The following is an 11681-nucleotide window of genomic DNA, read 5'->3' on the forward strand; positions in this document are numbered from 1 at the left end:
TGGAGGCATGCTTCGAGCCAACTTAAACCCTAAATGTCGGAGGTGCGTGAAAGGATCCGGACATGACTGAACTGGCATACATGACCCGCGAAGCCTGGGCGAAGGCAGGTACCTCAATGGTGCCCCAGAGCGCTGTTATCCGCGAGTGGCTTGGCGAGCCGCCGTACCTGTTCGCAGCCTCAGATTTGAAGAGGCTGCGAGAGCCAAATAGCGCTGACATGGAGTTCATCAACTATGTCGCTGTGGAGAAGGGCTCCCAACGGACCGTGGGAATCTCGGATTTGCGAAAGCTTACACAGGAGAGCAATCGCTTCAACGGAACCCTCACTGTCCTGCATCCATATGAGCAGGACGATTGTGAGTTACTAAGGGAACTCGTTGACAACAACAAGGTGGCGCGCCTCTTTGTGGTCGTCTGGTCCCCCTCGGATATGGTCCGGATTTGGCTTGACGGTGCAGGTGCACAGAATTTGGATACAGGATCGGTCGAAGCACTCGACCCCGTTCAGCTCGAGGCGGCCAAGTGCATGGTTGGTGAGCAGTACAACGGGCTCTCGACCGGGAACGGGAAAGCCGCCGTTGTTCAACTGATCCGTACTATCACGGATAGCGGGTATGTCCTGGAGAAGGAACCTTGGTTGCGGGCATTCTTCGCTGCTGGTGGAGAATTTCGCCACGCCGAGTCAATCAGCAAGCTGATCGCGGAGATGAAGAAGGGGACCAAACACCGCGTACAGCAACGCTACCGGCCAGAGATTCTCTCCATACTTCAAGAGCGAGCTTCAGCGGCACCGGCAGATCTTCCAGGCTGACAGATGTCACGGCAAGAACGCCTCCGGCCCAACTAGTAGTTTGAACATGTGAACAAACAACAGCGACTGCGTAACACCGCCGAAGGCTTCATGGGCGGTCTTGTAGCCAATGGTTTTTATGGCCCTTGGCGGTGGAACAACCTCGACTGGGAATTGGCTTTCTACAACGCCTGGCGCGCGTGGCCTCCGCAGCAGCGCGATCCTCAGAGCTTTCCCCGTTTTGAAATTGGAGGGCACAGGACGAGTTCGCAGGCCCGCGAAATGTTGTGGCAGCTTAAGTCCACCTCGCCTTTTCACAACTATAAGGAGGAGCCGTTTCCCGAGGAGCCAAAGAACCTGACTCCGGTTGAGTACCTAGAGATCTGGACCGACGGCGCGACGCCGGAAGAGTGGATTGCCCTCGCGGCAGGCTTCCTCCGAGAGATGGACGTTGCCGACTAAACGGGCGACTGCGAGTGCCACTGGACCGTTGCACCGAAGTCCTCTGCAGCATTTGCCGTTTGAGGTCGGTTGCTGGCTGGGGTTCTCCTGCAGAATGGGTGCATGTGCGGCAGATACGTGATGTCCAAGGCTAGCGGGGACCTGCTCAGCTACTTCGATGCCAAGGAGGTCGAGGGCACGCCTCCCCCGCCGAGCTGGAACGTCGCGCCGACACAGAGCGTGCCGATCGTGGCTGAGCGCTTGGACGAGGGCAGCATCGAGCGACATCTGCTCGTGGCCCACTGGGGTTTGGTGCCGTCGTGGGCAAAGGACATCAAAATCGGTAACAAGCTTATAAATGCTCGCAGCGAGAGCATTTTGGAGAAGCCGTCATTCCGCAAGGCGGCGCTGAAAAGACGCGGAATCCTGCCAGCCGATGGCTACTTCGAGTGGCAGAAGACCGAGGACGGCAAAAAGATCCCGAACTACCTGTACTCCGAGAAGGAGCCCATCCTGGGCTTTGCCGGCCTGTACGAGTGGTGGGCGGACCCATCCCTGCCCGAGGATGACCCGGGAAGGTGGCTGCTCAGTTGCACTGTGCTCACCACCACCACCCAGGACGCGCTGGGGCACGTTCATGACCGTTCCCCGGTCATCATCCCGCGGGACCGGTTCGCGGAATGGCTCGACCCGGACCTGACTGACAAGGACGACATCCAGCACCTGCTAGACTCCCTGCCGGAACCGACACTGACACCCCGGATTGTCAGCCCGCGGGTTAACAGCGTGCGCAACAACGGGCCGGAGCTCATCGAGCCCGCTGAACCTGAGGCCAAATAGACTCATGCGGTGATACTCACCGGCACCATTACTAACCCGGATGGCAGCTACAACCACATCCAGGCCGAGGGCGACACCTATGAAGAAGCGCGGGAAAACCTGTACGCGCTTCTGGAAGAGGGCCAAAACCTCATAGTGATCCGCACGGATCGCTAACCCGACTTAAACCGGTCCGGCAGCAGGACACCGGCAGGGGATAGCTCCAGTCGCGGTCGAATGTATCTAACGGCGTGTCGAAAGGCATTGCCTGTCCAGGCAGCATCCGCGGAAATCTCTACCACCATTGGCTCTACCAAAGTGAGAAGCACCGGGCCTTTGTCCTTACTGAATCTGTTCAGCGTGGTTTCCGTGATTACTTCCGGCCAGGGATGCAGCCTTTGCGGCGGCCGCAGATGCGCGGCCAGTTCCCGTGCAGCCTTCGCCGGCAGCACCGTGGACCGTCCAACGATCCTTAGCCGGCCTTCCACTGGCAGCCCTGCCACCAAGTAGTGCGGCCGGTGCATGGGACCGATTACCGCAGCGCACACCACATCCACGGATTGGCGCCGCTTCACTTTTACCCACTGGCGCACGGGTTGGTAGCTCTGGGCGGCGCCTTTGACTACGAGCCCTTCCAGCCCCGCGTGGTGCAGTTCCTCGAACCATGTGAGGGCCTGGACGCGGTCCTTGGTTGTGGGGGAGAGGTTCAGCGGAGGCGCCCAATCGCCTGCTAGCTGCTCCAGCAGCTCCCGGCGCTGAGACAGCGGCGCTTCCCTGATGTCGTGTCCGGCGGCGGCCAGCAGATCGAAGGCAACGAACGAGGCCGGGTGTTCCATGACTAGGGCAGGCAGGCCAACTTTTGAAGCCACCAATCGCCGCTGCAGGGCGTCGAAATCCAGTCTGTCAGCTGTCCACACCACTGCTTCCCCGTCCAGGACGCACCCCGGCGGAACCTGGTCCGCCAAGGCCCGCACGAGATCCGGGAAATAGCGCGTCAAGTCGTTGCCCTGACGCGACCACAACGACACCCCGCCAGCTCCCACGAGGGTGCACATCCGGTAGCCATCCCACTTGGGCTCATAGACGCTGCCACCGGGCAGCGCCGCCTCCGCCGGCACGGATTCGACTGCCTTCGCCAGCGCCAGGGGCACGGGCGGATGGAGCGTGGCCGGCACGTCCTCAGTCATGACAGCCACGGTACCGCCGCCAGCCCTGTCGGGCTTAGGCCGCGGCCGCCCCCGCATCCGTGATGGCCGCGAGCAGCCATTGCTCGGACAGAGGATCGCGGCGCAGCTCGAAGGTGCGTAGCGCCGAGGTCGAGGTCAGCCTTACCTGGACCTGCCAATGTTCAATGTCCACCAGGTTGCCGATGCCGACTGGTGCCCGCTTGGCGGTGTTCCACCAGTCCGCCCGCGTGAACCAGTGCACCGGCTCTGCGGCCACGGCCCAGATCCGGCCGTCATACCTGATCGCCAGGGGAATGCCCTTGGCGGTGAACCGGACCTGCACCGGCACATCCAAGGGGTTGTCAGTTGCTGCTCTTGCCACGGGTCCGCTCTCCCAAATTCCTGTTCATCATTTCCTCCCGGCGGGTAACCGCCGAACTCCACACCCAGGTCCGGTACGTGACCGGCCCGTCCTTCCACGTCACTTCGGCTGCCTTCGCTGTCCAGGCGAACACTTCGCCGTCAACCAGCTCCGCGCAGTTCGGGAACCGGATCCACGCCTTCACCGGGATCCCCGGATACCCGTTCTTGACCGGGAAGTGCTCGAAATCAAGCTCTTCCACGGTCAGCCCGATTGGGCCGGCCCGCCGTGCGTACTGCGCCTGAAGCGCGGCCGCAAACTCTTCGGAGGACATACCACAACCCTAGAACATATATTCGAATAGACACGCCAAAGGATGGCGGCCAGGTGCCTGACCGCCGGCTCCCATCTTGGGGGAGGGGTACGACAAACGAGGCCCGGGTTGTACCCAGTGGGGACAGCTTTGAGCTGTGCGGAGGACTCCACCTGCCCGCCAATGGGCATAACCAGGGCCCCTGAAAGCCCTGGGCTCCGCTGCGCTCCACCCAGGAACCGGTCCTTCGCTGCGCTCCGGCCAGTAAAAGCTTGTTTTTGCCTTACATGTGGCTGGGTTGTTCTCCGTACAAGGCCGCTCATCGTAGCCGTCCGGGGGCCCGACCCGTCAACCCACGCGCCCGGCCAGGACCACGCGGTCGCCGGGGCTCCCTTATTTCGCGGCCCTGCCCATGCACTCTTCGGGGTTGACGGCCCACCCTCGACCGGCTGCGACGGCGGGGGCCTCGCACGGCGGGGCAGGAAGGAGGTGGCTACATGAGCATCGACGAAGCGATCAAGCTCGCGACAGCGGTCGTGAGCCTGCTGACAGCTGTCATCGCTCTGCTTTCCACGCGGAACGCGCTCTTAACGGGCAAACGCCCCCGAGCGGCAACTCGGAAGCGTAAGCGTAAAGCAAGGAAGGTGTAGCTGCTGAAATCCGGTGGTCGTGACCGCAAAGGTTGCGGCCACCGGGCTCCTTCTTAGCCTAGGTTCATCTCACCGATAAGGAAACCCTCATGGAACCACTGACCATCCTGAATTTCGTGCTCTCCCTGGCAGCGCTCGGCGCTTCCATCACCGCCTACCGTGCCACCACCAAGACCCGAAAGGACCAGGAAACCTAAACCCGGTGCCGGGGCGGGCCCTACAGGGGCCCGTCCCCCCGCTCCTCAAGACCTGCCGGGGGAGTAGGCCCTACCTGGGCAGATCCCGGCGTCTACGGCCGCCACGGTGGCCGCGTCCTTCCCGCCATCCCGGCACGAGCCGGTCCAGCTTTTCCAACTTGACCGGGTCCATCCTGCCGGCGCGGTAGTCGATCCGCTGGGAGTGCAGCCAAACCCCCAGCGTGCGTTCTTCCTGGTCATCTGTCTTCTGGTGCCGGGGCCATTCACCACCGTCGGCCCGGATCCGCTGCAGCTCCTGAAGCCGTTGCTGCCAGCGTTCGGCGTCCTGGGTTTTCCGGGTCGAGGGGGCGTCCCAGCCAGGGATGACCGCCAGGGCATCCCGGTAGACGGGGGAGAGGGCGCCCTCGGCGGATTCGCGGCGGCGGTTGGCCAGCCAGGTTCCCAAGGCCTGCTCCCGCGGCGTCCAGCCGTGGCTGACGGGCAGCCGCCCCTGGGACGCATGGAAAGCCAGGACATCGGCGAGGTTCCGCAGCCCAGCCGCCGTTACCCGAGGCTCCGGCGGCGCCAGCGCCGCCTTGTGGTCCTCCCGGATGGACGGGTCTTGTTTGGCCGCGATCTGCAGGTGATACCGGACCGTCGTCTCCGCAACGCCGGCCCAGGCCGCGATCTTCGACGTCGGCGTTCCCCTGTAAGCGGCAACTTTAAACTGACCGGAGTCGGAAAATCTGACTGACCGTTCGCGGCAAGGTTTTGACCCGTGGCGGCAAGCATTTTTGAACAGCATTTGGCCTCCTTTGGTGGTCTCGCGTGCCGGGGATTCCCTTGTCCATCCCCTCGTGTCGTTACGGGGAGAGCCCCTTCCTTCCGCGGTGAAATGGCGATGTCGATCGTCTGTATTTCACCCGTTATGGGAAGGAGGGGGCTCGTTGTGAAGTCTCCAGGAGAGTTCATGGAAATTTTAGCTGCTTATGATTTGACCCGGTCGTACCGGGATGCCGCGAAGATCTGCGGCGTTTCGCACAAACACGGTGCGCTCTTATGTGAAAGCCCGCCAGGAAGGTGCGCAGGCGCCGGTGGCCCGGCAGCGCGGTCGGATGACCGACACCCGTTCCTGCCGCAGATGATTTCCTGGGTGGGAGCAGTCCCGCGGGAAGATCCGCGGCGATGTCGTGCATGAGAAGCTCCTGGCTTTGGGCTTCACCGGGTGTGAGCGCACGACCAGGACTACGCTGGCTGCATTGAAGGCGAAATACCGGGCCCGGAACGTGCGCGTGCACCGGCCCTGGACGCCCGAGCCGGGTCTCTGGCTTCAGTATGACTACGGCGACGGGCCCGTCGTTGATGGGGTGAAGACCGTGCTGTTCGTGGCTTGGCTGGCCTTCTCCCGGTTCCGGATCGTGATCGCTTTGCGGGACAAGACGATGCCGAGCGTCTTCGCCGCCCTGGACCGGTCGTTCCGCCTGGTCGGCGGGGTCACGACCTACGTACTCACGGATAACGAGGAAGACCGTCACGATCGAGCACATCGCCGGGATCCCCGTGCGGAACGCGCAGATTGTGGCGTTTTCCAGGCATTATTCGGACGTCCATGCAGACGTGCATCCCGGGCCGACCCTGCCTCCAAGGGCGGGGTGGAGAACGCGGTTAAGATCGCCAAAGCCGACCTCGTCCCCAAAGAGACGAACCTGCTGCCCGAGTACGGGTCCTTCGCCGAGCTGGAAGCGGGCGTGTGAGGCGTTCATGGAGGAGGTGAATTCGCGGGTGCACCGGTCCACGCTGGAGGTCCCCAAGGACATGCTCCGGGTTCTCGAACGCCCCCGCTTGCACCCGGTCCCGGAACCCGGTGACAGCAAGTTTTCGGCCAGCCCGCCAGGTCCCGCCGAAACATGCCCATGATCACGTTCGAACAGTCCCCGGTACTCCGTCCCCCGCACATCCTGATGGGTGAGATGGTGTGGGTGCGCGGGCGCGGACCGCGAGACCGAGCCGTCGATCGTCTCGTCCATGTCCGGGTGTTACCGGCCCCGGTCGAGGTTTCCGCGCCGCGCACAAACTCACCCGCCCAGGCACTCCGGCGATCATTGACGCCCATTTCCCGCCGCCCCAGCCGGGGCTCTGGAACGGGTCATGCGCCCGACCAACAAGGCCGAGGAAGATTTCCTGGCCCTCGGCGCGCGGCGCTGCGCTCTGGCTCAAGGAAGCCGCCGCGGCCGGGACCGGGAAGATCCGGCACAAAATGGAACGTGCCGTCACCCTCGCCAAGGTCCTGGGCACCGACGAGGTCGACAAGGGCCTCGGTTCCGCCGCGGTGGCATCAGCGCTTCACCCACGAGGACCTGCTCTCCATCTTCAATACCGCCGGCGGGAAAAACCACACAACCAGCACCCGCACCGTCACCGACGACCAAGGCCAATGGCTCAGCCAGGGCACCAGCGGCTGGGCCAACTTCGGCACCGCCGCGCCTGCCGCCACCGCGCCTGCCACCACCAGTGATGAAGACTTTGAAGGAGCCACCGAATGAGCGCGACAGCCCTTGCCCCAGCTCGCTATCGGACCCGGCGGGTCGAGAAACGTGATCGGGTTGATGCGCCGCACACCCGGATGCCGCACGCCCGCGCCGTCGTCGCCGACGTCCTGGCGACCGCGAAAGCCCAGCGTTGGGACCCCGACAGAGGTCGTGCGCGTCCTGCTGGGAGGCCGAAGCCACGGGCCGGAACGCCTCGATGCTGGCCACCCGCCGCAAGCGCGCAGGCTTTCCCTCCGGGAAGACCTTCGATGTCTGGGACGAGGCCCCCTTTCCACCCTCCCGCGGCGGCGACAACATCGTTCCTGCGCGACGCTGGATGGGGTGCCGGGCGGCGGAGAACCTGATTGCCTGCGGGCCCTCCGGCACGGGCAAGACCCCCGCTGCTGCTGGAGTCCTTGGGCCAGCAGGCCATCGATCAGGGCATGTCCGTGTCCTGGCTGAGCATGGAGGACCTCGGCGCTCTCGGTGCGCCGGCACCGGATCGATGACAGGCGGTCAACAAAGCCATCACCCGCGCCACGAGCGTGGATTTGATTTGCGTCGATGACATCGGCCTTTTGCCGGTGTCGGCGGACGCGGCCCGAGGGCTCTACTGCCGGGTTGTCGAGGCCTCCCTACGAGAAGCGCTCTCTGGCGATCAGCTCCAATATCCCCACCGTCCGGGTTCGATGAGCTCATGCCCAAAACCATTGCCACCGCGACCCGTGGACCCGCTCGCTCCTCCACCCACCCACCTCTGCCAAACCAGCGGGCGAGTCCGTCCGGGCTCATGCAAGCCCAAAACGGGAAAGGAACCTGCCCCATGAGCTAACCCAAAACCCCGGTCAGCCGGCGCCCGCCAACCCGGCACACACCGGCGCGGCGCCTGACCCCCTGTCCAAAAATACTCTGGCCGCGCGCCCGGTCAATCACCTGCCGCCAGCGGGCAGACCAACATGCCGCGTCCGGTCATTTCTAAGTTGCTGTTGACATTCCCCGCCGGTACAGCTGGACGAACTCGGGATCAGGCGCCGAGCGCCGGGCAACCGTCATCGACCCCAACTCCTTCCCCCTCAGCCACGCCAGTCCGCCAACCGGTCCCCAGCCTAGTCCGCGGGCCGGGGGGAGCGTGTTCGCCAGGGCTCACACCTATTCGGGCGTCCGCTGGCGCGGCCGGCCTTGTTGGTCCAGGGCGCGCCGTCGCAGAGCTCCGGACCCCCTGAACCTGTTTGTCTACGACGTTTTCTGGCTGCTGTCCTCCGGATTGTACGTGCCCGCCCCCAACCCGTCGCTAGCCCCCCTCCGGGGGCCTGCGCGCCGAAAATTCTTAGGCCAGGGGACCTTGCTTCGCTGCGGTCCCGCAAGATTTTTCGGCCCTTGCCCGATGGGTAGACGGGCCGGTTCGGGCACCAAGCAAGCAAGCTTGCCAGCAGCCAAAAAACAACGGGGGGAGAGGGAAGCTGGCCGGTCACCTGATCGCCCCGACACCCCCACGTCTCTGCAAGGACAAAAACCATGAACGCAGTAAGCAAGAAGACCGTGACCCTCGCTGACACCGGGGAAACCATCGACGCGCGTGACCTGTGCTGGGTGATTACCCACATGAACGCGCGCGGCTACGACTGGATGGAACTGATCGAAGAACACGGCTGGGGGCGTGCTCTCCAGCTGGGGCTGCCGACGGCTGGGCCTTGGGCCAATGGCCCTACGTCATGGTCGCCGTCACCCGCACGGCCGACAGCATCGGCAACCTGTTCGGGATCGCCACCTATTGCGAGGGTGACGTGACCTGCACCTACTACCGGACCAAGGCCCGGCTGTGGGATGCGATTACCGAGCAGGCGTTCGCCAGCTGGAAGAACGGGCAGGCCCAAGGCCCGGCAGACCTGCCCGAGGCCGCCGCCGAGCTTCCCAGCCGGTACCGGATGCCCTTCGCCGTGCGGGACGCCGCGTAACCAGCACTGAGAACCGCTGTCCTGCCCGGCCGGAGCCGGGCAGGACAGCACCCCACCGCCTTCAAAGGAGCCAGCACATGAGCAACGAAACCAGCGCCCCCAAGGGCATCACCGCCCTGATCTACCGCGACGCCCTGGGCACGGACTTTTCCAACCGGGGAATCTCCGCCCGCGTCATGGAAGTAACCGTCATCCGGCGAGGACATCGACCCGGTGTTCGAGGCCCACCGAGGGAACGGCCCGCCGTCCGCGCTCGTCAAGGAACGAGCGCCCGCACCGCGAAACCGTGGCCCGCCCCGGAGCCCCGTCCGACGGCGCGCGAAGACCCGTGTCCCGTGGTACATGTTCGGCGGCACGTTCATCTTCAGCAGCGACGCGAGGTTCCGCCGCGCAGCCGGACACTACGGAGCCGTCCCACTCCACGACCGCCGCGAGTAGGGCCGGAGGTGACCGGCCCCTTGCGGCCGGTCACCTCATCGCCCCCAACACCCCCACCGTCTCAGCAAGGACAAGAACCATGAATGAAACCAACCGCATCACCGAAAACACGGCCCAAACCGTTGTTTTCCTCGAAACCCTGGCCGCACTCGTGGAAAAGTCCCCCGAGTCTTACAGCGCGGCCGCATCGAAGGACCTCGCCGGGCACATCCGCGGGATGGCAGAAGCGGTGACCGCGGATGCCCACGTTAACCCCGGGTTGCTGGACACCACCCGCCAGTACGCCGCGCTGGATTGGCACAACGAGCTCGTGGCTGTGCTGTTCGCGCCAGAGCACCGGCCAAACATGCACTAGCCACCAAAGAGCGCCCACCTACTCAGACGAGTAGGTGGGCGCTTCTTTGCGTGGGCCCCGCTGCGTTCCGAAGTGCGGGCGGTCCGCCGCCTGTGGCCGGCTTTGGTGGGTGGTTGGCGGCGGCGGACCGCCGATCCCGCCCTACCCTGGTGCCGGGCGGGGGGACGCCGGCGGCAATCCCGGGCGGGGCGGCCGGGTTGGGTTTGTCCGTGGATCCGGGGGTGGAAGGGCAGGCTCGCGGGGCTCGCCCTGGTTTCCGCTGCGCGTGAACCAGTTGATGGGCGTCCGCTGGCGCGGCCGGCTGTTGGGTCCAGGGCGCGCCGTCGCAGAGCTCCGGACCCCCTGAACCTGTTTGTCTACGACGTTTTCTGGCTGCTGTCCTCCGGATTGTACGTGCCCGCCCCAACCCGTCTAGCCCCCTCCGGGGGCCTGCGTGCCGAAAATTCTTAGGCCAGGGACCTTGCTTCGCTGCGGTCCCGCAAGATTTTTCGGCCCTTGCCCGATGGGTAGACGGGCCGGTTCGGGCACCAAGCAAGCAAGCTTGCCAGCAGCCAAAAAACAACGGGGGGAGAGGGAAGCTGGCCGGTCACCTGAGCCGCCCGACCCGCCCCACGTCTCTGCAAGGACAAAAACCATGACTGAAAAATTGACCATCACCGGTTCCGCCGATCTTCTCGCCGCCGTGCCGCACCTGCTGGGCAACCAGCCCAAGGAGTCCTTTGTCGTTCTTACGACCCGTCTGGGCGCCCTCGGCGCGAGCCTGCGGATGGACGCCCCGGCGGAGGCCGCCCCACTGCACTACGCGCAGATGATGGCAACCTACGCGGCCAACGACGAGAAGGCCACGGGCAGCTACGTGATCGTCTATACCGACGAGAAACCGGCCTACGGCTTCCCTTACGCCGCCCACGTCCTCGCACTCAGCACCGAGCTGGCCATTGCACGGATGCCCGTGAAAAAGGTCTTCCTGGTGACGGGGACCTACTGGGCCGCTTATGGCGCCACCGAGAAGAACTCACTGGACGAGATCCGCGACAGCAACGCCAACGCCACGCTGACCTATTTCGGATCCGCCCCGGGCATCGACGTCTACCAGCCCGAACTGCTGGGCACGTGGGCACTTCCGGTGCAGGCCCCGGAGGGCACCGACGCGGAGCTTGAGGCCGCATGCCGGACATGGGCGGCCGTGCTGGACGGCGAAGGGACGCCGGACACGGAAACGGCGCGGCAGCTGGCCGCAGCATTCCAGCACCGCCACATCCGCGACTACCTGTTCCGCGACACCATCACCACGCACAACGGCAACTTTGGTGACACCCTCACCGGAAAGTTCACCGGCCGCCCCAACTGGGAACGCATCGACCGCGCCGAAGCTATCGCGTTCGAGCTGATGAAGGCCGTACCGACCGGACAGCGCGCCCCCATGCTGACCCTGATGGGCTGGCTGGAATGGCTCAAAGGCCGCGGATCACAGGCAGACCGCTACCTGAAGCTGGCCGCCGAGGATGTTTCTGACTTCCGGCTCGCCGTGCTGCTGCGCGAACTCATCAACCGCGGAGCCGTCGCGGACGTTGCCCGAGACAAGGGCACTTCCTACCAGCGCCGCCTGATCTAGGACAGCCGAGGCCGGGACGGATCACCTTCGAGGTATCCGTCCCGGCCTTCCCGGTGGCGGGGGGGGCGCCCCC

General features: G+C 64.7%; 14 protein-coding genes. 10 read left to right on the forward strand and 4 right to left on the reverse strand.

What is annotated here, in order from left to right; translation table 11 throughout:
• Positions 1–62: 62 nt before the first annotated feature.
• From A3M3_RS0123230 to A3M3_RS28360, 4 genes are all read left to right on the forward strand, one after another.
• Positions 63–812 carry a hypothetical protein gene (locus A3M3_RS0123230; RefSeq protein WP_028268294.1) on the forward strand — a complete coding sequence of 250 codons (750 nt, stop codon included), beginning with the start codon at positions 63–65 and terminating at the stop codon, positions 810–812.
• Positions 813–860: 48 nt separating this feature from the next.
• Positions 861–1253, forward strand: coding sequence for a hypothetical protein (locus A3M3_RS0123235; RefSeq protein WP_028268295.1), 393 nt, complete (start codon positions 861–863; stop codon positions 1251–1253).
• A gap of 102 nt (positions 1254–1355) precedes the next feature.
• Positions 1356–2072: an SOS response-associated peptidase gene (locus A3M3_RS0123240; RefSeq protein WP_028268296.1), complete on the forward strand. Its 717-nt coding sequence runs from the start codon at positions 1356–1358 to the stop codon at positions 2070–2072.
• A 9-nt stretch (positions 2073–2081) separates the two neighbouring features.
• Entirely contained in the window at positions 2082–2228 is a 147-nt protein-coding gene (locus tag A3M3_RS28360; protein ID WP_155854536.1) for a hypothetical protein, read from the forward strand.
• Here the strand turns inward: A3M3_RS28360 and A3M3_RS0123250 are convergent.
• Genes A3M3_RS0123250 through A3M3_RS0123260 form a run of 3 tightly spaced genes read right to left on the reverse strand, consistent with a single transcriptional unit; the run spans position 2225 to position 3912 of the window.
• Positions 2225–3238 carry an ATP-dependent DNA ligase gene (locus A3M3_RS0123250; RefSeq protein WP_028268297.1) on the reverse strand — a complete coding sequence of 338 codons (1014 nt, stop codon included), beginning with the start codon at positions 3236–3238 and terminating at the stop codon, positions 2225–2227. The two genes, A3M3_RS28360 and A3M3_RS0123250, sit on opposite strands and share 4 nt — an antisense overlap.
• A gap of 34 nt (positions 3239–3272) precedes the next feature.
• Positions 3273–3599: a hypothetical protein gene (locus tag A3M3_RS0123255; protein WP_028268298.1), complete on the reverse strand. Its 327-nt coding sequence runs from the start codon at positions 3597–3599 to the stop codon at positions 3273–3275.
• Positions 3580–3912: a hypothetical protein gene (locus A3M3_RS0123260; protein WP_028268299.1), complete on the reverse strand. Its 333-nt coding sequence runs from the start codon at positions 3910–3912 to the stop codon at positions 3580–3582. Before A3M3_RS0123260 ends, A3M3_RS0123255 begins: the two co-directional genes overlap by 20 nt.
• Positions 3913–4388: 476 nt before the next feature.
• On the opposite strand from A3M3_RS0123260, the gene A3M3_RS28365 reads away from it, so the two are divergent.
• The gene (locus A3M3_RS28365; protein ID WP_155854537.1) at positions 4389–4541 is read left to right on the forward strand and encodes a hypothetical protein; all 153 of its coding nucleotides are present in this window, start codon (positions 4389–4391) and stop codon (positions 4539–4541) included.
• A gap of 267 nt (positions 4542–4808) precedes the next feature.
• On the opposite strand, the gene A3M3_RS26750 is transcribed toward A3M3_RS28365, so the two are convergent.
• The gene (locus tag A3M3_RS26750) at positions 4809–5522 is read right to left on the reverse strand and encodes a helicase associated domain-containing protein (protein ID WP_051423523.1); all 714 of its coding nucleotides are present in this window, start codon (positions 5520–5522) and stop codon (positions 4809–4811) included.
• A 385-nt stretch (positions 5523–5907) separates the two neighbouring features.
• Here A3M3_RS26750 and A3M3_RS27770 point away from each other — a divergent pair, with 385 nt between their 5' ends.
• From A3M3_RS27770 to A3M3_RS0123300, 5 genes are all read left to right on the forward strand, one after another.
• Complete coding sequence (locus A3M3_RS27770; RefSeq protein ID WP_197023379.1) at positions 5908–6471, forward strand: DDE-type integrase/transposase/recombinase; 564 nt, start codon at positions 5908–5910, stop codon at positions 6469–6471.
• Between the two features lie 510 nt (positions 6472–6981).
• Complete coding sequence (locus A3M3_RS27775; protein WP_081737031.1) at positions 6982–7260, forward strand: hypothetical protein; 279 nt, start codon at positions 6982–6984, stop codon at positions 7258–7260.
• A gap of 1676 nt (positions 7261–8936) precedes the next feature.
• Positions 8937–9200 carry a hypothetical protein gene (locus A3M3_RS29205; protein WP_231497420.1) on the forward strand — a complete coding sequence of 88 codons (264 nt, stop codon included), beginning with the start codon at positions 8937–8939 and terminating at the stop codon, positions 9198–9200.
• A 517-nt stretch (positions 9201–9717) separates the two neighbouring features.
• Entirely contained in the window at positions 9718–9993 is a 276-nt protein-coding gene (locus tag A3M3_RS0123295) for a hypothetical protein (RefSeq protein ID WP_028268301.1), read from the forward strand.
• A gap of 634 nt (positions 9994–10627) precedes the next feature.
• Positions 10628–11608: a DUF4192 family protein gene (locus A3M3_RS0123300; RefSeq protein ID WP_028268302.1), complete on the forward strand. Its 981-nt coding sequence runs from the start codon at positions 10628–10630 to the stop codon at positions 11606–11608.
• Positions 11609–11681 lie beyond the last annotated feature (73 nt).

The organism is Arthrobacter sp. MA-N2 (assembly GCF_000517125.1).
Classification (GTDB): domain Bacteria; phylum Actinomycetota; class Actinomycetes; order Actinomycetales; family Micrococcaceae; genus Arthrobacter; species Arthrobacter methylotrophus.

Coding starts and splice junctions, on each gene's coding strand:
- A3M3_RS0123295 (WP_028268301.1), top strand. CDS start 9,718: ATGAATGAAACCAACCGCATCACCGAAAACACGGCCCAAACCGTTGTT.
- A3M3_RS0123260 (WP_028268299.1), bottom strand. CDS start 3,912: ATGTCCTCCGAAGAGTTTGCGGCCGCGCTTCAGGCGCAGTACGCACGG.
- A3M3_RS0123250 (WP_028268297.1), bottom strand. CDS start 3,238: ATGACTGAGGACGTGCCGGCCACGCTCCATCCGCCCGTGCCCCTGGCG.
- A3M3_RS28365 (WP_155854537.1), top strand. CDS start 4,389: ATGAGCATCGACGAAGCGATCAAGCTCGCGACAGCGGTCGTGAGCCTG.
- A3M3_RS0123300 (WP_028268302.1), top strand. CDS start 10,628: ATGACTGAAAAATTGACCATCACCGGTTCCGCCGATCTTCTCGCCGCC.
- A3M3_RS0123230 (WP_028268294.1), top strand. CDS start 63: ATGACTGAACTGGCATACATGACCCGCGAAGCCTGGGCGAAGGCAGGT.
- A3M3_RS26750 (WP_051423523.1), bottom strand. CDS start 5,522: ATGCTGTTCAAAAATGCTTGCCGCCACGGGTCAAAACCTTGCCGCGAA.
- A3M3_RS0123240 (WP_028268296.1), top strand. CDS start 1,356: ATGTGCGGCAGATACGTGATGTCCAAGGCTAGCGGGGACCTGCTCAGC.